This window comes from Xylanibacter ruminicola Ga6B6 (assembly GCF_000687715.1).
Lineage (GTDB): Bacteria > Bacteroidota > Bacteroidia > Bacteroidales > Bacteroidaceae > Prevotella > Prevotella ruminicola_B.
Genome location: NZ_JHXD01000004.1, coordinates 173302 through 197527, shown reverse-complemented (window position 1 = coordinate 197527; position 24226 = coordinate 173302). Strand labels below are relative to the sequence as shown.

The window sequence follows — 24226 nt, the reverse complement described above, 5'->3', positions numbered from 1 at the left end:
CCTTCTTTCTCTTTGTCAAACTTAAGCAGTCGCTCAACTGCCTTAACTTTAAGTGCCATAATTTTGTTTTAAATAAAAGGGTTTGTTAAAATCTTTCCTTTTCCTTAAAACCTCTTCCTTAGTCGTGTTTGAGCGGGTGTAGCCATCAATAATTTTCTGGTAGGCCTACGGAAAATTCTTCTCTGGCTTGAGCGCTCTTTTTTGTTGCCTTTCAACAACATTGCAAAGGTACAAAAAATATTTGAATTGTGCAAATATTTTGGTAGTTATTTTAGTCCACAAAGCTACTTTTTTTTATCTGATGATGGTTTTGCGCTTTTGCACTTTTGCAAACTTGACATTAAGGTATTGGATATTTCAGTAAAGTATCTCTATTATTATATAATATATATATTATATAATAATAGGCTTAGTATTATAGATTTCTAAAAACCTTTAAGTCAAGTTTGCAAAACCGCAAAACTGCAAAAGTTATTCCGCTTCAGAAATTTATTTTCGTATCTCATGCAACTTTTCTGCCATTTCATACGTCTAAAAGTTGAAGACTTTTAAAATATTGGAATATGAAAATATTAGGAAACATTATCTGGCTCATCTTCGGTGGCATTAATATTGCCCTCGAGTACTTCATTGCAGGACTTATCCTGATGCTCACCATCGTAGGCATACCGTTCGGTTTGCAAAGCTTCAAACTTGGCATACTTGCTTTGTGGCCTTTCGGCACCAAGGTAGAATGGATGCAGTCGCAACCAGGTTGCCTGAGCACCTTTATGAACGTACTATGGTTCTTTGTTGGTGGAATCTGGATTTTCCTCACACATATATTCTATGGCTTTATCCTCTGCATCACCATCATCGGTATCCCATTCGGAAAAATGCACTTCCGCCTGGCCAAATTAGCCCTCTCGCCATTTGGTAGAGTGGTTATCTAATAACAAAGTGCCGGAATGATAGAATTTTGACTGAAAAGTTTGGAGTTTACGATATTTTCCTTATCTTTGCACCGAAAAAATAAAAATGCTTATTAAATGAAAACAATCATTCTCCTGGTAGCGCTGACATTATCATTAAGTGCTTCCGCCCAAGATATTGAGCGGGATTCTGTTGTTCAGCATTTCCTAAATCTTTCAGCCAAGCTGAAATCTGCCACGCGAATTGGTGTAAAATCCGACGGCTCATTCTATTGGCCCAAGACAGGTGAAAAGTTTCCGGCTTTCTCTGATAAAGATATTGATGGCAACATCTGGAACTCCGATAGTATTCGTGGTCGCGTTGCTGTATTTAATCTATGGTACTCTGGTTGTGGACCTTGTCTAGCTGAAATGCCGATTCTTTCGGAATGGAAACAGCAGCTGCCCGAAGTATTGTTCTTTTCTGCAACATTTCATGATGCCGCTACCACGAAACGTATCACCGACAAGCGTCAATTTAACTGGATTCATCTTGTTGAAGATAAGACCATGATGCCATGGATTGGTACCAAGGGCTTTCCCTTCACGATAGTAGTCGACAAGCAGGGTATTGTAAGGTATGCCGTTCACGGTACCTCTGAGCAGAAGCGCGCTGAAATCCTTGATGCTATCAAAGCTTCCATCGCAGAATAAATTCATTTTTTATCCAATTTCATAATTATTGGATATTTTAATTATTGGTTATTATATCAATGGCTGGCTGTGAAGCTCGCCATTTTTTTTGTATTATCTTCAAAAACCAATGTTTAAACGAGTTTAAAGAATTGGCAGTAATGTTTATCATGGTTTAAAATCAGTGCCATCCTGTCTATCAATAAATGTCAATTTGGCACTGGGCACGTATATTGCATTTTGATATGTGAGCGCTGGAGCTAAGAAGCAAAGGTACTCATAACATTGTTGAACTAAAAGTATAATTAGGAGGTATTGATTATGTTACCAGTAATGTTTAAAAACAGTTGGTTCCCAACAGTATTTGACGATTTCTTGAACACTGATTTTATGCCTCGTGCCAACAGTACAGCACCCGCAGTCAATGTCAAGGAGAGTGAGAAGGCCTACACCATGGAACTTGCAGCTCCAGGCATTAAGAAAGAATATTGCCGTGTAGCCATCAACGACGAGGGCAACCTCACCATCGCCATTGAAAACAAGGCTGAACACAAACATGAGGACAAACACCATCACTATCTGCGCCGCGAGTTTAGCTACTCGAACTACGAGCAGAACTACACGCTGCCTGATGATGTGGTAAAGGATAAGATTTCTGCTAAGGTTGAGGACGGCATCCTAACCATTACGATGCCAAAGACTGAGCCTAAGGAGAAAGTTACGAAAGCTATCGAGGTTTCATAAAGTGATTACGTGGCATCTTAAACTATTGGGAGCAACATCCATCAGTGGTGTTGCTCCCTTTTTTTCGTTGGCAATATTTTCCAAGAATTATTGGATAAATTCTTTGTATCTTTGCATTTGGTTTTAGGCCGTGGGCATTTTGCCCATACCCATTCATCCCCTGTGAAGGGCAAGAATGCGCGAGTGCAGGTTTTATTCCTGCCTCGGGGTTATTAATATTTTAAATTTTAGTAATGGCTAGCTGCGAAGCTCGCCATTTTTTTTGCGCTTTTGGAAAATCCCATGTTTTAGGTATTGCAAATGTCGGAGAATCACCGTACCTTTGTACCCACAATATTTTAGCCAAAGTATCTACATGTTTGAATAACTTCCAATTGAAGAGCCTGTCGTGATGACAGGCTTTATTCATTTTCTATACAGATACTTCCAGATGTCAATAGCATCGTCGCTGAAGCGTATCCCATACTACGGTATCGGCATCTCGTTGCCCTTTATCCTGATGCGCCATTGGAACGAGTGGCAGGAGCACCACACACTATCCATGGATGAGACAGATAAGCGTTTTTGTCGTGTGGTGATGGACATTCAGTATCAGTCTCAGAAGTTCTTCTTCGGCGAGATGGCGTTTAACTATTTTGCCGATCAGAACAAGGAGTTTATTCAGCGCCGTCGCACCACCCGTTATGAGGAATGTTTCTACAAGCTACCCGACGAATTCAAAACACAGCAGTTTAAGGACTGTTTTGGTACGAGTGATGCAGCCACATCGCGAGCCTTAAAACGTTTGAAAGAGGATGGTGTGATCGAGAAAGTTAGTTATGGCGTTTATCGTAAAAATTTAAAAGTACTACCATAAATATATAGGTAAAAGCACGAAAAATAACAATTTGTGGCAGAAATTGCAAAATTTCTGCCATTTTATTTGTTTATTTCGCAAAAATACTATACTTTTGCAGCCGTAAACAAAAAAACGAGAGAATTATGTCAATGTTGAATGCGTGGTTTTACGGTTATTATTTTTACTTTGCAGGACACTGTGAAGCGGGAAGTTGCGTGTAAAGTTCAACTTATGACAATGGAAGATAAAACAACAAGGTCCCGCTTCACAAACAAGTGATAGCGGGACTTGCTTTTTTAAAGTGTAAAAATTAGAAAATGTAAAAATTGAGATAATGAAGAGAATTGCAATACAAGGATTAATCGGGTCGTTCCACGATATCGCGGCGCACCTTTACTTCGAGGGAGAACAGATACAGCTGATTTGCTGCTCAACCTTCGAACAGGTGTTCCAGGAGATGCAGAAGGATCCTACCGCCATAGGTATGCTGGCTATCGAGAATACCATTGCGGGTAGTCTGCTGCATAACTACGAGTTACTGCGTGATAGCGGTACTGCCATCGTGGGCGAGCATAAGCTGCACATCACCCACAGTATCTGCTGTTTGCCTGAGGACGATTGGGACACCATCACCGAGGTACACTCGCACCCCGTGGCCCTGATGCAGTGCCGTAACTTCCTGGCACAGCACCCACAGCTTAAGAATGTGGAAGCCGAGGATACCGCCGGTAGTGCCAAGATGATAGCCGAGGGCAAGAAGCGTGGATGGGCTGCCATCTGTCATGCCGAGGCTGCCAAGCTGTACGGACTGAAGGTGCTTGAGGATCATATCGAGGACAACAAGCATAACTTTACCCGATTCCTGGTAGTGAGCAATCCTAACAAGGCCGATATGATGCGTCCGCTTACCGAGACCAACAAGAGCAGCATGGTATTCTCGCTGCCTCACGAGCAGGGCTCGCTGGCACACGTACTGGCCATCCTCTCGTTCTATCACATCAATCTCACAAAAATCCAGTCGTTGCCTATCATCGGTAAGGAGTGGGAGTACCTGTTCTATGTAGATGTGATGTACGATGATCTGACACGTTACCGTCAGGCAGTGGATGCCATCATCCCGCTGACAAAAGCACTGAAGATTCTGGGTGAGTACAGAGACGGAAAGCAGACGAATTGATTGATAATTCTTGCTTAGGCAAGCGTACTAAAGAAACGATTAGACAATTGATAATTGAGAATTATGATACAACCAGCAGATAGATTAAGTTTGGTACAGGAGTACTACTTTAGCAGAAAACTGAAGGAGGTGGCGCAGATGAACGCCGAGGGTAAGGATATTATCTCATTGGCTATCGGTAGTCCCGACATGCCACCATCGGAGCGCACCATTAACACATTGTGCGAGGTGGCTAAACAGCCCGATGCGCACGGTTACCAGATAACAGTAGGTACACCCGAGCTGCGCGAGGCAATGGCCAACTTCTACAAGCGTTGGTACAACGTGGATCTCGACTGGAAGACCGAGGTACTGCCACTGATTGGTTCGAAAGAGGGTATTCTGCACGTAACCCTGGCCTTTGTAAACCCTGGCGACGAGGTGCTGGTGCCCAATCCAGGCTATCCCACCTACACATCGCTCAGCAAGATTCTGGGTGCTAAAATCGTGAACTACAACCTGCGCGAGGACAACGGTTGGCAGCCTGATTTTGACGAGCTGGAGAAGATGGACCTCTCGAAAGTGAAGCTGATGTGGACCAACTATCCCAATATGCCTACAGGCGGACGTGCCCGTATGGAAACCTACGAGCGACTGGTGAAATTTGCCCAGGATCATAATATTGTGGTGGTGAACGATAACCCTTACTCGTTTATCCTGAGCGAGGAGCATATGAGCATTATGCAGGTGCCAGGCGCCAAGGATTGCTGTATTGAGTTCAACTCAATGTCGAAGAGTCATAACATGCCCGGCTGGCGTGTAGGTATGTGCTTGTCGAACCCACAGTTTATCCAGTGGATACTGAAAGTACAGAGTAACATTGAGAGTGGTACCTTCCGTGGCATTCAGCTGGCTGCTGCCGAGGCACTGAACAACAACGACGAGACTTGGCATCGCGAGTTCAACATCGATAACTACAAGCGTCGCCGCCAGTGGGCCGAGAAGATTATGGATGTGCTGGGTTGTACCTACGATAAGAATCAGGTGGGTATGTTCCTGTGGGGAAAGATTCCCGCTGATATCCAGAACGTTGAGGACCTGACAGAGCGTGTACTTCACGAGGCCCGCGTGTTTATCACCCCAGGCTTTATCTTCGGTAGCAACGGCGAGCGCTATATCCGCATCTCGCTCTGTGCCAAGGAGGAGAAAATCAAAGCCGCTCTGGAGCGCATTGAGAATATCGTAAATTAGTGAAATAATAAAAAATATATAGTCATGGAATTAGAATTATCACCATTGAATTTACCAAGTGACAACGAACGTCCCTTCGTGATTGCAGGCCCATGTAGTGCCGAAACCGAGGAACAAGTGATGACAACCGCTAAGCAGCTGGCTATGAAGGGCTGCCATAACTTCCGCGCTGGTGTGTGGAAGCCTCGTACCAAGCCCGGTGGCTTTGAGGGTCACGGCGAGCCTGCTCTGGTATGGCTGGAGCAGGTGAAGAAGGAAACCAAGATGCTGGTTTCTACCGAGGTGGCTACACCTGAGCACGTAGAGTTGTGCCTGAAGCACGGCGTAGATATCTTGTGGATTGGTGCCCGTACATCGGCTAACCCATTTGCCATGCAGGCCATTGCCGACTCGCTGAAGGGTGTGGATATTCCTGTGTTTGTAAAGAACCCCGTGAACCCCGATCTGGAGCTCTGGATTGGTGCGCTTGAGCGTATCAACCAGGCTGGCGTAAAGCGCCTTGGTGCTATCCATCGCGGTTTCTCAAGTTACGAACAAAAGATTTATCGTAACGCACCTATGTGGCAGATACCCATCGAGTTACGTCGTCGTATTCCTGAACTGCCTATCATCAGCGACCCCTCACATATCGGTGGACGTCGTGAGCTGGTAGCCCCCCTGTGTCAGCAGGCTATGGACCTTGGTTTCGACGGTCTGATTGTGGAGAGCCACTGCGATCCTGACAAGGCCTGGAGCGATGCCAAGCAGCAGGTAACACCTGATGTGCTCGACTACATCCTGAGCCTGTTGGTAATCCGCGACGAGAAGACCACTACCGAGGGTATTACCCAGTTGCGTAAGCAGATTGACGAGCTGGATAACCAGCTGATGGATCTGTTGGCTAAGCGCATGCGTGTGTGCCGTGAGATTGGTCAGTACAAGAAGGAGCACAACATGACAGTACTGCAGGCTAACCGCTACAACGAAATCCTGAATAAGCGTGGTGCCCAGGGCTCACTCTGTGGCATGGATCCCGAGTTCGTAGCACATGTGTTTGAGAACATACACGAGGAGAGTGTTCGCCAGCAGATTGAAATCATTAACAAATAAAGCATAAAACCAAGTTTTATGAAGATATTAGTAATGGGCGCAGGAAAGATGGGATCGTTCTTCATCGACCTGCTGAGTTTCGACCACGAAGTGGCTGTGTTTGAGAGAGATGCCAAACGCATGCGATTTACATACAACTGTCAGCGTTTCACCACATACGATGAGATTAAGGCCTTTGAGCCCGAACTGCTCATCAATGCGGTAACGCTGAAATATACCATCCCTGTGTTTAAAGAGGTGATACCTTACCTGCCTAAGGAGTGCATTATCAGCGATATCGCCAGCGTAAAAACCGATCTGAAGGACTTTTACGAGCAGACCGGTATGCGCTTCGTATCTACGCACCCTATGTTTGGTCCTACCTTTGCCAATCTGCAACAGCTGAGCGAAGAGAACGCCATCATTATCCAGGAGGGCGATTGCATGGGTCGTTGCTTCTTTAAGGAGCTGTATCGCAAGCTGGGCTTGAACATCTACGAGTACACCTTCGAGGAGCACGATAAAACGGTGGCTTACTCGCTGAGTATTCCATTCGTTTCTACGTTTGTATTCGCTGCTGTGATGAAGCATCAGGATGCACCAGGTACCACTTTTAAGCGCCATATGCGTATTGCCAAGGGTGTGCTGAATGAGGACGACTACCTGCTGCAGGAAATTCTGTTCAACCCTTACACGCACGACCAGGTGGCACAGATACGTACCGAGCTGAAGGAGCTGCTGGAGATTATCGACCAGAAGGATGCCGCCGGTATGAAAGGCTATCTGACGAAGATTCGCAACAACGTAAAGAACGACATAGAGATTAAACGCTAACTAGATATATACATGTACAAAACGCTAACTATTTTCACCATTCTGCTGAGCAGCCTGTGCCTACAGAGTCATGCTCAGACTCGCTATGGCTATGTGGACTTCCTTTACCAGTTTATGCCACAGCCCGACAAGACTGATTACACACGCGAGTTCTACCAGCAGAACGTTGCCCTGTCGCTCAAAGCACGCGCTGAGATGCCATGGGGCAAAACCATTCCAGAGCGCGAGTTCCGCCACTTTGTGGTGCCCGTGCGAGTTAACAACGAGAATCTCGACAACAGTCGTGAGGTGTTCTACAAGGCCCTCAAGCCCCGCGTTGAGAAACTGAGTATGAAAGAGGCTATCCTCGAGGTAAACCACTGGTGCCACGAGCATGTAACGTACCGTCCGTCGGATGGCAGAACAAGCAGTCCGCTGGCAACGCTCCGTACGGCTTATGGACGCTGTGGCGAGCAGAGCACCTTTACGGTGGCAGCCCTGCGTGCCGTGGGTATTCCTGCCCGACAGGTGTACACCCCGCGTTGGGCACATACCGACGATAACCATGCGTGGGTAGAAGCCTGGGCCGATGGCAAGTGGTACTTTCTGGGTGCCTGCGAGCCTGAGCCCGTGCTGAACCTGGGCTGGTTTAACGAGAGTGCTTCGCGTGGTATGCTGATGCACACCAAGGCTTTTGGTAACTACGACGGACCCGAGGAGGTGATGAGCCTGACGCCTTGTTACACCGAGATCAACGTGGTAGATAACTATGCACCTACCGCCCAGGTTAACGTGCAGGTGGTAAATGCCAAAGGTAAGCCTGTTTCAGGTGCCCGTGTGGAGTTTAAGCTGTATAATTATGCCGAGTTCTACACCGTGGCCAACAAGACTACCGACAAGCTGGGCCATGCTTCGCTGACTGCCGGTAAGGGCGACATGCTGCTGTGGGTATCGAAAGGTGGCTTGGTGGCTACCCGTAAGGTATCGTTCGGTAAGGACAAGCAGGTGAAAATCGTGCTGAATAGCAAGGAATTGCCTGATTTGGTGGATCTCGACATCGTGCCTCCACCCGTAAGTGCGCAGCTGCCTTTGGTAACACCCGAGCAGCGAGCCGAGAACAACCGCCGTTCGGCTTACGAGGACAGTATCCGTCATGCCTACGAGGCTACTATGCCGGTTGAGGACTGGCGCGGTAACCACCGTACCATCCAGCAGTTTCTGGGCGAGGCGCCCAACAAGCTGATGGCTCAGAAACTGCTTGGCGTACTGGCTAAGAAAGATCTGCGTGATATCGAACTGGCTGTGCTGAAGGATAACCAGGTGGCTGCTGTGGATACATCGGATATCTATCTGAAGTATGTGCTGTGCCCCCGTGTAGAGTTGGAGTGGCTTACACCTTACAAGACTTTCTTCCGTGAGCACATGGGTAGCATCAAGAATCCTGCTCAGTTGGAGGCCTGGTGCAACCAGAACATCCGTATCGACAACGATCACAACCCACAGGGCCTGCGTATGCAGCCTATGAGTGTGTATCGCGAAAAGCTGACCGACGATCTGGGACGTAACATCTTCTTTGTATCGGTGGCTCGCAGCTTAGGCATGCCAGCCCGTATCAATGAGGTGAACGGTAAGCCCCAGTACTATGCTGATGGCAGATGGATAGATGTGTTTGCCAAGGCCCAGAACGCCAAACAGGCTAACACCGCTAAGTTGAAGCTGGATTACAAGCTGTCGGCTCACAACGATAATCCTAAGTATTACATCCATTTTACGCTGAGCAAGGTGGTGGATGGACAGCTGCAGTTGCAGACCTTCCCCGAGGAGGCAACCCAGCAGGATTTCGTGAACGGACAGGAGTTGGATAAGGGCGAGTATATCCTTACTACTGGTGTACGTATGGCCAGCGGTAAGGTGCTGGCTCGTATGCAGCGCTTCACGCTCACCGGCGACACTACCATCAGCTACGCCTTGCGCGAGAATCAGGAGGATGTACAGGTGATTGGTTCGCTGAATGCCGAAGATATCTATCACGATAAGGCTACTGATAGTGATAAGAGTCTGCTCTCTACTACTGGTCGCGGGTATTATGTGCTGGCTATTGTGGCACCTAACCAGGAGCCTACCAACCACGCCATGCGCGATATCTCGGTTTACAAGCAGCAGTTTGAGGAGTGGGGTAGAAAGATGATTTTCCTGTTCCAGAACGACGACGAGGCACAGCGCTTTAACTTTGCCGAGTTCGACAAGCTGCCTAACACCGTGGTATGGGGAACCGATGTAGAGGGTAAAATAAAACAGGAAGTGTGGCAGCAGATGAAACTGCAGAGCCCAGCACTCCCTGTGTTCCTGATTTGCGATTCGTTTAACCGCGTGGTATTTGTTCAGCAGGGCTACACCATCAACTTAGGTGAGCAGCTGATCAAGGTTATTCGTCAATTGTAGAAAGCACGTATTTCACGTCGTCGGCACTGGTAACACCACTGCCAGCCGAGAATGAACCGTGAATTTCCATACAGCCCGTCTGGTCGATGATCAGGCGGGCATTTTTTGTAGTAACGCCACCGCCTGGCATGATGATGATACGTCCAGCTGCCTGTTCTACGAGTTTACGCAGCAAGGGGATACCCTTTTCGGCTGATGGCTCATGACCTGAGGTAAGGATGCGGGCACAACCGGCAGCGATAATCTGCTCGAGGGCCTTCTCAGGCTCACGACAACGGTCGAAAGCACGGTGGAAGGTAAAAGGTTTGTTGCCCGAAGCCTCAACCATCAGCTTCAGTGCCTCTACGTCGATATCGCCATCGGCAGTGAGGGCGCCGCACACGATACCATCGCAGTAAGGCAACGACAGACGGATATCCTCGAGCATCGCCTCGATATCTGCCTTGTTATACACAAAATCGCCCTCGCGTGAACGGATGAGTACCTGAATCTTGAGTTCGGGATACTGCTGGCGAATCCACTTCATCATACCTATGGTGGGGGTTACACCGCCTAATGCCAAAGCTGTACACAGTTCGATGCGCTCGGCACCGCCCTCTGCAGCTGCAATCACACTGGCCATATTGCCAGTACATACTTCTAATGTTCGTTTCATATAAAAATTAATGTTTAATCTACCAATTCGCTATGCGAGATGCGATGTTTCTTGAGTGGTTTGGTGCCATCGATAATGATGTCGCCCTTGGGGTAATAACGCTTGTCGAGATGTAGCGTTACCTTATCGAATACCGGTTTGGTAAGTGCATAGCTGGGTGTGCCAGGACAATCAGGATACAAGCCCATCATCGAGAAGATGAGCCATGTTGACATGGTGCCGCAATCGTCGTTGCCTGGAATACCGTTGGGCTGATCGTTAAAGTACTTGTTAATCAGGCTGGTAACAATCTTCTCGGTGCGCCATTCCTCGCCCTTAAAGTAGGTAAACAGGTAAGGATAGGCAATGTCGGGTTCGTTGGCTGGGTCGTACAATCCCTCGTCGAACACGCGCTGCAGCTTCTGTACAAATTTCTTGTCGCCACCCATCAGACGTGCCAGTCCCTTGATATCGTGGGGCACATAGAAGGTATAGTTCCAGGCGCTGCCTTCGTGGAATCCGGGGGCATTCGAGAAGTCGGCACCATCCTTAGGATCGAAAGGTGTGAGGAACGTGCCATCCTGATTGATGGGGCGCAGCGTACCCGACTCCTTAGAATAGTAATGACGGTAGCCCAGACTCTGCTGACGGAAACGCTTGGCATCGGCTTTCTTACCCAGAGCCTCGGCCAGGTTAGCCAGCGAGGCATCGGCAATATAGTACTCCAAGGCGTGCGATACCGAGTTGTCGCCCGACATATCAGCGGCATATTCGCCCATCGGCACGTAGCCGCGCTTGTAGTAGTTATCTACATCGGGACGCATCTTGTTATCCTTGCCAGGCAGCGTAGCCGACTTATAGAAAGCCTCGTAGGCGGTGTCGATATCGAAATCGCGCAAGCCCTTCAGCCAGGTGTCGGCAATAAAGGGGATGGCAGGATCGCCCTCCATCGTCCAGGTTTCGCGACTATACAGTTCCCACTTCGGCATCCAGCCCCATTCCTTGTACATGCCAATCATAGAGCGTACCATATCCAACTGCTTGTCGGGGTAGAGCAGCGTCATCAGCTGACCCACGTTACGGTAGGTATCCCAGAGTGAGAATACGGTGTAGCGGTTACCCTTGGTGGTGCCAATCTTAAAGCTCTCCATTTCGGGGTACTGGCCGTTTGCATCCTGTAGGATGTTGGGGTGAATCTGGGTGTGATACAAGGCGGTATAGAACATGCGGCGCTGGGCCTCGGTGCCACCATCGACAGTAACACGGTTCAGCGTCTCGGCCCAAGTCTGACGGGCCTGCTTGCGGGTGTTGTCGAAAGCAAACTGGGGCTGTTCGGTGTTCAGGTTCTGTCGGGCATTCTCGATGGATACAAACGATACGCCCATCTGCACCTCAATCTGTTCGCCTTCAGCACAATCGTAGTTGAAATAGTAGCCCACTTCATCGCCTGCCAACTCTTTGCCGTAGGTGGTGTAGAGTTTGTATTTACCCTGGTCGGGATCCCAGTCCTTCTCGGGACCGTCCATCGGTGGCTGCTTTTTCCAGTAACCTGCCGAGGCGGGCTGCTTGTTTACTCGCATCACAAAGTAGATGGGGAATACGGCCTGCGGGTTATAGCAGAAGGTGCCCACCAGGCGATAACCCTCAATCTCGGTATCGCTGACACGGCGCACCATGCCACCCACCTCGTTGGTGAGTCCGTTACCCAGATTCAGCAGGATATGGCCCTCGCCTTGAGGGAAGGTGAAACGCTCAGCTGAACAACGGGTGGTGGCACTTACCTCGCAACGGATGCCGTACTTCTTCAGACTTACGGCATAGTAACCAGGTGTGGCCTGCTCATTGCTGTATTCCGAACCGTAGTGGCGGTAATCCACATCCAGCTTGCCGGTGGTAGGCATGGTGAGCATCGTGCCCAGTTCTGGACAGCCTACACCACTTAGCGTTACATGGGCAAAGCCGGTGAAATACTTGTTGTTATACTCGTAAGGCGCCGACCACCAGCGCTTATCTTTATCGTACATGTTCAGGTCGCTCCCCATCACGTTAAAGGGTACCACACTCATCATGCCATTGGGGCATACGGCACCCGGATTGCACACGCTGTAGTTGGTGGTGCCGATGAAGGGATCGACGTAATCCACGGGCTGCTGGGCAGCAGTGAATAGTGAACAGTGAATAGTGAATAGTAAAATGTACTTTTTCATTTAATTCTGGGTAAATGTGGCTTTAAGAATAATGTTATCCGAGCTGGGACCTACCATCACGGTAAAGTCGCCAGTCTCAACAACGTGGTTCATCTCTTGATCTACAATCTCCAGGTCCTCGGCTTCGAGGGTGAACTCAACCTGCTTGGTCTCGCCCTTGGGGATGAAGATACGACTGAACTTCTTGAGCTGCATCATAGGCTGGGCGGTAGAGGCAAACTCGTCGTGCAGATACAGCTGCACCACCTCGTCGCCATCCATATCACCGGTGTTGGTAACGGTAAAGGTTACCTTAAACTGGGTGTCGCCAGTCTCTTCGATATTCAGGTTATCGTATTTGAATGTGGTGTACGACAGACCGTAGCCAAAGGCATACAGCGGACGGGCACTCATCTCTACATAATCGTGTGGCATAGGTGGCTTCTTGTTGTAGTAAACAGGAATCTGACCTACGTTGGCGGGTACCGATACGGGCATGCGTCCGGCTGGGTTGTAATCGCCAAACAGCACATCGGCAATGGCGGTACCACCTTCCTGTCCGGGATAGTAAGCCGTAAGCAGGGCATCGGCATGCTGGGCAGCCCAACTCTTATCCATGGGGCGCCCTTCGATATACACCACTACCAGTGGCTTGCCGGTTGCCTTGAGGGCCTTGAGCAGCTGCATCTGGTGTCCTAGTGGGGTGAGGGTGGCACGGTCGAATCCTTCGCCGCAATCCATATCGCTGATAGTCTTGCTGTCTGTCACAGCCGCTCCTGTCTCCTTATAGCTGGTCTTGAAGTCGCGAGCACTCGAGCCACCTACAGCTACCACGATGACATCAGCCTCTTTGGCTGCAGCTACAGCCTCGGCAATATTCGAGGTAGTGGTGTCGCGTACGGCACAACCTTTCACGTAGGTTACCTGACTGGCAGGCAGTTTGGCGCGGATACCTGTGAGGATGGTTTTTACGTTGCCTTCTTCCTGTGGGGCGGTATAGTCGCCCAGCATGTTATATACGTTGTCGGCGTTAGGTCCGCACACCAGCACCTTCTGGGTTTTGCTGAGTGGCAGCACGTGGTTCTGGTTCTTTAGTAGAGTGATGACCTCGCGGGCAACCTGCAGGGCTACAGCCTTGTTGTTATCGCAGCGTACCAGCTGCTTGGCCTGAGCTACATCGACGTAGGGATGCTCGAACAGGCCCATCTCGAACTTCATCTTCAGGATGCGCTTCAGGGCTACGTCTATCTCGGCCTCACTTACCATGCCTTTCTCCACGGCATCTTCCAGTCTGCCGAAAGCCAGAGCGCCCAGGTCGGCATCAACACCCGCCTGCAGCGCCATTACACCTGCCTCCTGCTTGGTCTGGGCCACACGGTGTGTGCCCTGGATACCGTCGATGCTATACAGGTCGCTCACTACAAATCCGTTGAATCCCCACTGGGTACGCAACAGATCGGTAAGTAGCGCCTTGCTGCAGGTGCTGGGGATACCATCCAGCGAGTTATAGCTGGTCATCACCGACAGAGCGCCGGCATTAATGGCTTTCTTGAATGGGGGCAGGAAACTCTCCTGTAACTCACGTGGACCGGCAATGGTGATACCGCCGTTCTGTCCGGCTTCGGTGGTGCCGTAGCCGATAAAATGCTTCAGTGTGGCAATGGTGCTATAGGGCTTTGATAAATCGCCGCCACCCAGACCTTTTACCATGGCAGCACCTAACTCGCCTGCCAGAACAGGATCTTCACCCATCGTCTCCTCGACACGTGACCAACGGGGTTCGCGGGCCAGATCCAATACCGGACCGTAGCTGATGTGTCCGCCCTGCAATCGGATTTCCTGACCTATCACCTCGCCGGTTTTCTCAATCAGGGCAGGGTTCCATGTAGCAGCCATACCGAATCCGGTAGGGAATACGGTGGTACCGATAGCCATGTGTCCATGTGGTGCTTCTTCGGCTAAGAACAGGGGGATACCCAGGCGGGTGTGCTCCATCACGTACTTCTGCAGGGCATTACCTGCTTTGGCAGCCATTTCGGGGGTGAGGCCGTTCTCGAGCGACTTCTGTGTCCAGGGGTCGGCACGGTAGGTGCCCCAGAGCATACCTATCTGTCCCTCGGCAATATCTTTCTTAAACAGCTCCGAGGGTTCTACATTCTTTCCTTTGATGGTGTAGTAGTTCCATGCCAAGGTGCAGCGTAGCTGTCCCACTTTCTCCTGAAGAGTCATACGACTAACCAGATCGTTTACACGTTGTTCTACCGAGAGTTTCGGGTTCTGGTAGGGTAGCAGCTCCTTAGCTTTCTTTTTGGCGGCTGACAGGCTCAGGGCCATGCAGCAAGCCATTGTTGATATCAGTATTCGTTTCATGTTTACAGTATGATGAGTTTATCGTAAGATGCTGATTCAGATTCGTTCACCAGGTGTACGGCTTTGAGCTGTACGTAACGGCAGTCGGCGGGTGCGAAATACACATCCTGCATAATGGGGTTGTTGCGGATGTTTGAGAACTCGCCGGCGGCAATACACTTCATGTTGTCGGGGGTGTTGCCAGCCCATATCTCGTAGTGCGAAATCATACCAGTTGTGGTGGGCTTGTAATGCAGCGAACGTATCTGACGGGTGCGACCCAGGTCGAGGGTGATGGTGTTGGCATCCTGTTGCTGGATGGTGTAATCGATGCCTTTCACATCCAGTTCCTTCTGCTGGTAGCTCTCCAAAGCCTTAGGAGCATAGTAGGCGCCGATGCCGTTGATGCAGAGTGGACCGCGAGCCTCATCGAAGCATACACGCAGCTTCTTGGCAGTAATCGCCTGGAAGCGGAGCAGGCGCTTATAACCGATGGTGGTGGTAGCCTCCTTGATACTGATGGGCTGCCATTTGCCACCGTTAAAGTACTCTAAGTGGAATTTGCTAACACGCTGGCCCAGAGGAATATACTCCTGCAGCATGATGCGGTTAATCTTCTGTGTTCCCTTGAGAGCAATCTCGAGTGTGGCGGTGGTAACACCATCCTCGGTAGCCCAGTAGGTATCGTAGTTGTCATCGGTCAGGTTTGCCGTTCCATACAGTTTTTTATCACGTACGTTCGAAGCTTTGATACTGACTTTACGCAGCAGATTGTTACTCAGTTCGGCAGCTACCTGCTGGTGGTAGTTTACGGCATTAGCCGAGTCGATGGGGTGAATGAGTCCTTCCTTATCCACGGGGAAGTTAAGCAGGAACGTGCCGTTATGACCCACGCTACGGTAGTATAGGTCGGTAAGCTGTGGGATGCTTTTCACACGTGTGTCCTCACTCTCGTGGTAGAACCAGCCCGGACGGATACTGGTGTTGCACTCTGAGGGTACCCAGGTGTCGCCATCGGCATGTCCGCTGGTCAACTCGTAATATTTGTCGTAACCAGGATAAACCTCGTTGATTCGCAGGAACGACCAGTTAGTGGCATCGGCATAGCCCTCCTCGTTACCAACCCAACGGCAACCGGGGCCGCCGTCGCTAAAGATAATGGCCTGGGGCTGATGCTTGTACACCAGCTTGTGGGCACGGGGGAAATCATAGTAGGTGCGACGATTAATCTTGCGCTGTTCCTTGGCACCGCCATACCAGCCATCGCCACCGTTGGCACCATCAAACCACACCTCGAAAAGCTCGCCATATTGGGTGAGCAACTCCTCGAGCTGGGCATAGAAATACTCTACGTAGAGTGGGGTGCTGTAGAATGCCTGATGGCGATCCCATGGCGAGAGGTACAAACCCAGTTTCAAGCCGTACTTCTTACAGGCGGCTGCCAACTCGCCTACAATATCACCCTTACCATTTTTGTAAGGCGTATTGCGTACACTGTAGTCGGTGTACTTGGTGGGCCACAGACAGAAGCCGTCGTGGTGCTTGGCGGTGAGTATCACACCTTTCATGCCAGCTGCCTTGACGGTCTTAGCCCACTGCTCGGTATCAAGCTTGGTGGGGTTGAAATCACTCAGTGGCGCATCGCCATAGCCCCACTCACGATCGCCAAAGGTGTTGGGACCGAAGTGGATAAAAGCATAAGTCTCTAACTTCTGCCATGCCACCTGATGGGCTGTTGGCAGAGGTGCAACCGGTGCGGGTGCCTGCTTCTGGGCAAAAGTAGGGAGTAGTAGAAAGTTAAAACTGAATAGTAAAAAAAGCTGTTTCATATTTTGTGTTATTATTGTATATTCGTAAACGAATAGGGGGCATCCTCGGGGTGAGTACCGCGCTGTTTGTTGGCGGTGGTTCCCATACCGAAACGGATGGTAGCACCCTGCATCAGCAGGTTGTGATCCAGGTAGTTATGCTGGTAGTCGGTACCATTCAATGTCATCTGCTGGATATAGCAGCCTTCGCCCTCGGCACCGATAGATAGCGTGTTGCCGTTCTCCAGGTGTACGATGGCCTGCTTGAAATACGGTGTGCCAATCACATACTGGTTGCTGCCGGGACAAACGGGATAGAAACCCAAGGCCGAGAACACATACCAGGCCGAAGTCTGTCCGTTGTCCTCATCGCCGCAATAACCATCGGGGTTGGCATTGTACATACGCTTCATTGTCTGGTTAATCCAATACTGGGTCTTCCAAGGCTCGCCGCTGTAGCCATACAGGTAAATCATGTGCTGTATGGGCTGGTTACCATGGGCATAGTTGCCCATATTCATAATCTGCATCTCACGGATTTCGTGAATGGTAAAGCCATAGTAGCTGTCGTCGAATACAGGTGGCAGGGCAAATACCGAGTCGAGCATCTGATTGAACGCAGCCTTACCGCCCATCAGGTTGATGAGTCCCTGAGGGTCGTGGAATACCGACCAGGTGTAATGCCATGAGTTACCTTCGGTAAAGGCGTCGCCCCATTTCAAGGGGTTGAAGGGCTTCATGAACTCGCCATTCTTCAGGCGTCCTCGCATCAACTTGGTCTCGGCATCAAACAGGTTCTTATAGTTCATGGCGCGCTTGGCAAACACGTCGATCTCCTTTTTCTTTTTTCCTAAGGCTTTGCCCAACTGATAGATGCACCAGTCGTCGTAAGCGTACTCCAAGGTGCGGGCGGCATTCTCATTAATCTTCACATCGTAGGGTACATAGCCTAATTTGTTGTAGTACTCGTAGCCCAATCTACCCGTGCTGCTCACCTCGGGGTGTACAGTCTGGGTGCCGTGCACCACAGCTTCCCAAAGCTTGTTGATATCGTAGCCACGTAGCCCCTTCAGGTAGGCATCGGCAACAATCGAGGCAGAGTTGTTACCCACCATGCAGCCACGATGCCCGGGACTGGCCCACTCGGGTAGGAAGCCGCTCTCCAGATAGGCATTTACCAGTCCCTCCTGAATTTTGACATTCATCGAGGGATAAACCAGGTTGAGCAGCGGGAACAGACAGCGGAAGGTATCCCAGAACCCCGTATCAGTAAACATATAACCCTTACGAACCTCGCCGTTGTAAGGACTGTAGTGGATGGGCTCGCCCTGGGCGTTGAGCTCGTAGAAACTACGTGGGAAGAGCACGGAGCGGTACAAGCAGCTATAGAAAGTGCGCAGGTGGTCGATATCGTTATCTTCGATCTCGATACGTCCCAAAACCTCGTTCCAGCGTTGGCTGCCTGCAACTTTTACCTGCTCCAAAGAACGTTTGCCAATCTCGTTCAGGTTCTGCTCAGCCTGCTCCAGACTGATAAACGATGATGCCACACGGGCACATACCTTCTCGCCTTTACGTGTCTTGAACGATACGATGGCACCGGCATGATTGGCTGTCATCTCCTGCTGTTTGGTAAAAATGCTATCCTGCACCGTTACGCAGTTGGCGAATGGCTTATCGAACACCATCACAAACCAGTTCTTGAAGTTCTCGGGTACACCGCCGCTGTTCCTGGTGGTGTAGCCTATCACCTTATTCTCGGTGGGGATGATTTTTACGTACGAACCGTTATCAAAGGCATCAATCACCACGTTGGCCTCATCAGTCTCGGGGAAGGTAAACTGCATCACGGCGGCTCGCTCGGTAGGAGCCACCTCGGCAGTTACATCGTAATCGGCCAGATACACGCTGTAATAATAGGGTGTGGCTATCTCGGCCTTATGCGAGAACCAGCTGGCACGCTTGTTTTCGTTGAATACCTTCGGCCCCACCGTTGGCATTAGCGAAAACTGTCCGTAATCGTTAATCCAAGGACTGGGCTGGTGGGTTTGTTTCAAGCCACGAATCTTGTTGGCGGTATAGGTGTACTGCCAGCCATCTCCATTCTTACCGGTCTGTGCCACCCAGAAGTTCATACCCCAAGGCATGGCAACGGCAGGGTAGGTGTTACCTGTTGAGAGGTTGTAGTTCGACTCAGTACCTACCAAGGTACTCACGTAATCGACGGGCTGCAACTTGGCAGTTGCTGTCGACTGGCATGCTATGAGCAACAAGGCTGCAAATGCCTTTTGGATGCGATGTATCCTCATAAGTTCAGGGTTTAGTTCAACCTGCGTTATTCGATTTCAAGTGCAACCGACTGCTGTGGCAGCTGCTTGGGCAGATATACAGTTACCTGGTTGCCCTGCAGTTTGTATTTTACACGTTTGCCATTGCTTACCAATCGGATGGATTTCTTCGGCAGATTCTGACTCCAGGTGATGCTGGTGGGCAGCTTCTCGCCATCGTTTAAACGGTAGATGGCGTAATAGCGACTGCTGTCCTTGGCCTTGGTGAACCATACGTTACCCTCGTTGTAATAGGGGGTGATGGTGGTGTTGTAGATGGCCTTGCCGTTTTGTTTGAGCCAGGCACCGATGGCATTCAGGCGTTTTACACTCTCGGGCTCAATCAGTCCCTCTGGAGTAGGACCAACACCTAACACCAGGTTACCACCCTTGGCTACAATCTCGATGAGAGTACCAATTACTTTCTCAGGACTCTTGAAACGTGGGCGTGGTACCCAGCCCCAGTCATCGCTCAAGGGGATACAGCTCTCCCAAGGGAAATCCAACTGTGTTTCGGGGATGGTGCGCTCGGGTGTCTGGTAGTTCTCGTAAGGACCATGGATGGTACGGTCTACGATGATGATGCCAGGCTGATTCTTACGGGCGATACGGGCCACCTCGGGCATATCCAGATCCTGACCGCGGTTTTCCTTAGCTACCCAGCCGCCATCGAGCCACAGGATATCTACCTTACCGTAACGTGACAGAATTTCGTTCATCTGATTGTGGGTGAACTTCTTGAACTGCTGCCAGCGCCAGGGGTGCTGATCAACGGGATAGTTCACGTTGCGACCTTTCTTGGCATATACATCCCACCAGTAGTACTGCGAGTGCCAATCGGGCTTTGAAAAGTAGGTACCGATGGTAAACTGCTTCTGGCGGAAGGCATCCAGCACATGCTTCAGCACATCGCGACGTGGATCGTCCTTAAAGGCGTGCTTGGCAATTGTAAAATCGGTTTCCTGTGAGTCCCACATACAGAAACCATCGTGGTGCTTGGTGGTGAAAATCATATATTTCATACCCGCATTGCTGCAGGCCTCGGCCCACTGGGTAGGATCAAACTTGGTGGGTTTCAGCTCATCGGCCAGTCCGAAGTACCAGTCCATATACTGCTGATAGGTGCGTGTAGAGTCGCGGGTAATCCAATTCTCGTCGCAGATAGCCCATGATTCTACCATGCCAGGTACGGCATACAATCCCCAATGAAACAGCACGCCGAACTTCAGGTCCTGCCATGCTTTAAGATTCTTTACTACCAGCTGGTCGGTTGGCCACTCGTAGGTTTCGGAACGCTGATGAATTTCGTTATCCTGTGCGCCTACCGTCAGGCACACTGCCAGCCCTAAGGCCAGACATATCTTTCTAGTTTTTTGCATGAAATGAAATTGTTTATTAGTTATGGGTGCAAAGATAGCAAAAAAATGACGAAAGTTTAGTATGGTATCCATTTTTTTTGTACTTTTGCCCACAAAAATCAGAAACTACGACAATATGAAGTATCTTACAGCAATTTTTTCGTGTATCGGCATGTGCGCTGTGGCTGCACCTCAACCAACTGATTACACGCGTGGCATCGGACAGTATCCGGGTGCCAAGAGTGAGTATTACGCACCCACACTGAGCTGGGTGGAGAATGGCCAGACATTAACAAATGTAGCACGCCACCGTGCGGCTTGGGCTTCGTCGGCTATCGACTACAACCTGACGGCACATCTGGTAACAGATGGCATCTGCGACACAGCCGAACCCATCATGCTCAAGGTATCAACACAGGATGGTGTGCTGCCACGTAAGGAGGCAGAGTGGGCTATCGATGGCGGTGCCTATTCGAAGAACATCCTGATGGGTGAGAAGACCTGGCTGCAGTACGATTACAGCGGTGCCATGAAGGTAAAGACTGCTGGGGTACGTGTGGTAGGTATGATGGCCTATAACGACCAGCTGGCTACCGAGGGCTACAGCATTCGATGCGAGGCTTCGGAAAACGGAAAAGACTGGCAGGTGGTTGGTGAGTTGAAGGGCGTCAAACTGCCTGGTAAGCCACTGTACTATAAGTTACATTCCGACCCCAACAAACAGACCGAGGAGAGTCTGTTGCCAGCCCGTCAGTTGGATGAACTCATCAAATTCAAGACACCTGTAAACACCCAGCATCTGCGTGTGGTAATGGATATGACTGGTGCTGCCCACTGGGACGTGTACGAGTTGCAGTTCCAGAATGCCATCGGCGAGTATGTAGAGTTGTTGCCTTCGCAGCAGTTCAGTAGCTTGTGGATGAGCGATGGTGGCGGCGAGCAGTGGATATACACCGACTTAGGAAAGAGTCTGCCTATCGAGCAGATTGCGCTGGATTGGCTCTATGCTCCTAAAAAGGGTATCATCCAGGTATCAGACGATGCTAAAACCTGGACAAAGGTGGCTGATATTGCCGATCGCGTGAATGTAAAGGCTACAGCGCGCTACGTGCGTTTGTTGCTGCAGGAGCCTGGTGAGGCAGGTTGTTATGCGCTGCGTGAGCTGGAGGTTCTGTCGAAGCAGAAGCAGGTTTACACCCCACATGCTGTGGCTGGTATGAAGAATGGACGCTACGAGTTGAGTGGCGGCATGTGGCAGTTGCAGCGTGCCTCGGAGGTAGATGCCCGTGGCGAGCAGATTGCATCGGCCGACTATGATAGCAAGAGCTGGATTGCTGCTACCGTACCTGGTACCATACTGGCTTCGTATATGAATATCGGCGCTGTACCCGATCCAAACTATGCTGATGATATCAATCAGATTTCAGAATCATATTTCCGTTCGAACTTCTGGTACCGTCAGGAGTTCAATGTAGAGCGTATCGATGGTGAGCAGCAGTGGCTCAACTTCGATGGTATCAACTGGAAGGCTAACGTATATCTGAACGGACAGCGTTTGGGACGTATCGAGGGTGCCTTTATGCGTGGCAAGTTCAACGTAACCGGACTGCTGCATACCGGTAAGAACTACCTGGCAGTAGAGGTGGAGTGCAATAAGTACTTTGGTGCTGTGAAGGAGAAGGACCGCAACACCACCCAGCTGAATGGTGGACTGCTTGGTGCCGATAATCCTACCTTCCATGCTACGATTGGTTGGGACTGGATTACGACTGTACGTGGACGCGAGGTTGGTATCTGGAACGAGGTTTATCTCACCTCAACAGGTAATGTTACCGTAAGCGATCCATACGTAAAGACCAAATTGGCTGCCGATGGAATAACAGCCAGCGTAAAGCCTGCTGTGTTTGTACGCAACAACGATAACAAGCCCGTATCCGGTACCCTGAAGGGCTGGATTGGCGATGTGAAGTTTGAAAAGAAGATGACGCTACCTGCCAACACTGAGCAGGAGGTAAGCTTCTGTCCTCATTGCAACAAGCAGTTGACCAGCAGCGACTTCAAACTGTGGTGGCCTAATGGTTATGGCGAGCCCAATCTGTACGAGGCTGGCTTTACCTTCACACCTGATAACGGCGTGGCTACCACTATCAACTATAAGGCAGGTATCCGTGAGATGAAATACGAGGGACTGAAGGATTCGCTCATCATGTATATCAATGGTCGACGCTTTATTCCACTGGGTGGTAACTGGGGTTTCGACGAGCACAATCTGCTGTACCGTTCACGTGAGTACGATATTGCGGTGGGTTACCACAAGCAAATGAACTGCACCATGATTCGTAACTGGGTAGGCCAGATAGGCGACGAGGCTTTCTACGAGGCTTGCGATAAGCATGGTATCATGGTATGGCAGGACTTCTGGTTGGCTAACCCTGCCGACGGACCCGATCCTCATGATGATTTGCTGTTCCTGAGCAATGCACAGGATTACCTGCGTCGTATTCGCAGTCATGCCAGCATAGGTATCTGGGTAGGACGTAACGAAGGATTCCCTCCCGAAGCTATCGATCGCAAGTTGCGTGAGTATGTACACACCCTGTCGCCAGGTCTGGAGTTTATCTCAAGCTCAGCTGATGATGGTGTGAGTGGTCACGGTCCATACTGGGCACTGCCTATGAAAGAGTACTTCTCTCGTCAGAGTGGTAAGATTCACACCGAGCGTGGTATGCCTAACGTAATGAATATCGAGAGTCTGAAGCGTACGTTGAGTCCCGATTCACTCTGGCCGCAGAGCGTACAGTGGGGTATGCACGATTACACCCTGTTAGGTGCCCAGCGTGCCCGCGAGTTTAATGGACTGGTTGAAGAGGGTCTTGGCAAGGCTAGCAGCGCCGATGAGTTTACCCGTTGGGCTCAGCTCATTAACTATAATGGCTATCGTGGTATGTATGAGAGCACGAGCAAGAGTCGTGCAGGACTGTTGATCTGGATGAGTCATGCATGCTGGCCCTCGATGGTTTGGCAGACTTACGATTACTATTTCGATCCCACAGCGGCTTACTTTGGTGTGAAGAAGGCTTGTGAGCCATTGCATATCCAGTATAACGCCCTGACAGACAGCGTTGAGGTGGTTAACCATTCGGCTGGTAACGTGGCAGGTATCACCGCTACCGTTGCTGTTTATGATCTGAACGGTAAAAAAGTGCGTCAGCAGAAGTTCCGTCTGAATAGCAACGAGGATACCACCAAGGCCATCCTTAAGTTGGCTAAGTTGCAGGCTCAAGCTCCATCGGATGTATGGTTCCTGCGTTTGACACTTGCCGATAAGCGTGGCTTGATTTCGGAGAACGAGTATATTATGGGTCGCGAGGAAAATAATTACCGTGCCCTGAATACCCTGCCAAAAACAGCATTGCAGCAGAACGTACGAGTTACTGGTACCAAGGCTGTTGTGACAGTGAAGAACACTGGTAAGTCGGTTGCTCCATTCCTCCGCATCAATCTGAAGGGTGCTGATGGCGAGCAGATTCTGCCAGTTATCTATAGCGATAACTACTTTACCTTGATGCCTGGCGAACAGAAGGTGGTTACCATCGAATGGAAAGCCGAGGATGGTAGAGGACAGAGTCCTGTAATCGAGGTGACACCGATTAACTAATCAGATAACCA

Annotated in this window: 16 protein-coding genes; 10 read left to right on the top strand and 6 right to left on the bottom strand. The window is 50.1% G+C overall.

The features are described from left to right. The first annotated feature begins 563 nt into the window (after positions 1 to 563). The 9 genes from T500_RS0104735 (at position 564) to T500_RS0104695 (ending at position 9895) form a co-directional block, all read left to right on the top strand. Positions 564 to 932 carry a YccF domain-containing protein gene (locus tag T500_RS0104735; RefSeq protein WP_028907154.1) on the top strand — a complete coding sequence of 123 codons (369 nt, stop codon included), beginning with the start codon at positions 564 to 566 and terminating at the stop codon, positions 930 to 932. 96 nt (positions 933 to 1028) lie between these two features. Beyond that, on the top strand, positions 1029 to 1604 hold the full coding sequence (locus T500_RS15185; RefSeq protein WP_051611874.1) for a TlpA family protein disulfide reductase: 576 nt from the start codon (positions 1029 to 1031) through the stop codon (positions 1602 to 1604). A gap of 312 nt (positions 1605 to 1916) precedes the next feature. After that, on the top strand, positions 1917 to 2327 hold the full coding sequence (locus T500_RS0104725) for an Hsp20/alpha crystallin family protein (RefSeq protein WP_230580845.1): 411 nt from the start codon (positions 1917 to 1919) through the stop codon (positions 2325 to 2327). A gap of 430 nt (positions 2328 to 2757) precedes the next feature. Then, positions 2758 to 3183 (top strand): hypothetical protein, encoded by a 426-nt coding sequence (locus T500_RS0104720; RefSeq protein ID WP_028907152.1) that lies wholly within the window; start codon positions 2758 to 2760, stop codon positions 3181 to 3183. Between the two features lie 316 nt (positions 3184 to 3499). After that, positions 3500 to 4342, top strand: a complete 843-nt coding sequence (locus T500_RS0104715; RefSeq protein ID WP_028907151.1) for a prephenate dehydratase — start codon at positions 3500 to 3502, stop codon at positions 4340 to 4342. 63 nt (positions 4343 to 4405) lie between these two features. Continuing rightward, on the top strand, positions 4406 to 5572 hold the full coding sequence (locus T500_RS0104710) for a pyridoxal phosphate-dependent aminotransferase (protein WP_080694794.1): 1167 nt from the start codon (positions 4406 to 4408) through the stop codon (positions 5570 to 5572). Between the two features lie 24 nt (positions 5573 to 5596). Further along, positions 5597 to 6661, top strand: coding sequence for a bifunctional 3-deoxy-7-phosphoheptulonate synthase/chorismate mutase type II (locus tag T500_RS0104705; protein ID WP_028907149.1), 1065 nt, complete (start codon positions 5597 to 5599; stop codon positions 6659 to 6661). An 18-nt stretch (positions 6662 to 6679) separates the two neighbouring features. Then, a complete protein-coding gene (locus T500_RS0104700; RefSeq protein ID WP_013063524.1) occupies positions 6680 to 7474 on the top strand; it encodes a prephenate dehydrogenase in 795 nt (264 codons plus the stop codon). Between the two features lie 114 nt (positions 7475 to 7588). After that, positions 7589 to 9895, top strand: a complete 2307-nt coding sequence (locus tag T500_RS0104695) for a transglutaminase domain-containing protein (protein ID WP_410543876.1) — start codon at positions 7589 to 7591, stop codon at positions 9893 to 9895. Here the strand turns inward: T500_RS0104695 and T500_RS0104690 are convergent. Genes T500_RS0104690 through T500_RS0104665 form a run of 6 tightly spaced genes read right to left on the bottom strand, consistent with a single transcriptional unit; the run spans position 9879 to position 20578 of the window. Continuing rightward, on the bottom strand, positions 9879 to 10550 hold the full coding sequence (locus T500_RS0104690) for a copper homeostasis protein CutC (RefSeq protein WP_028907147.1): 672 nt from the start codon (positions 10548 to 10550) through the stop codon (positions 9879 to 9881). The genes T500_RS0104695 and T500_RS0104690 overlap by 17 nt on opposite strands. 14 nt (positions 10551 to 10564) lie before the next feature. After that, complete coding sequence (locus T500_RS0104685; RefSeq protein ID WP_028907146.1) at positions 10565 to 12736, bottom strand: GH92 family glycosyl hydrolase; 2172 nt, start codon at positions 12734 to 12736, stop codon at positions 10565 to 10567. Next, a complete protein-coding gene (locus tag T500_RS0104680; protein WP_028907145.1) occupies positions 12737 to 15085 on the bottom strand; it encodes a glycoside hydrolase family 3 N-terminal domain-containing protein in 2349 nt (782 codons plus the stop codon). It lies immediately after the preceding gene. 2 nt (positions 15086 to 15087) lie between these two features. Continuing rightward, positions 15088 to 16893: an alpha-L-fucosidase gene (locus T500_RS0104675; protein ID WP_028907144.1), complete on the bottom strand. Its 1806-nt coding sequence runs from the start codon at positions 16891 to 16893 to the stop codon at positions 15088 to 15090. An 11-nt stretch (positions 16894 to 16904) separates the two neighbouring features. Continuing rightward, entirely contained in the window at positions 16905 to 19181 is a 2277-nt protein-coding gene (locus tag T500_RS0104670) for a GH92 family glycosyl hydrolase (protein WP_036908451.1), read from the bottom strand. Between the two features lie 26 nt (positions 19182 to 19207). Further along, positions 19208 to 20578 (bottom strand): alpha-L-fucosidase, encoded by a 1371-nt coding sequence (locus T500_RS0104665; RefSeq protein ID WP_028907142.1) that lies wholly within the window; start codon positions 20576 to 20578, stop codon positions 19208 to 19210. 115 nt (positions 20579 to 20693) lie between these two features. Here T500_RS0104665 and T500_RS15180 point away from each other — a divergent pair, with 115 nt between their 5' ends. Beyond that, positions 20694 to 24215: a glycosyl hydrolase 2 galactose-binding domain-containing protein gene (locus tag T500_RS15180; protein WP_230580844.1), complete on the top strand. Its 3522-nt coding sequence runs from the start codon at positions 20694 to 20696 to the stop codon at positions 24213 to 24215. The last annotated feature ends 11 nt before the right edge of the window (positions 24216 to 24226 follow it).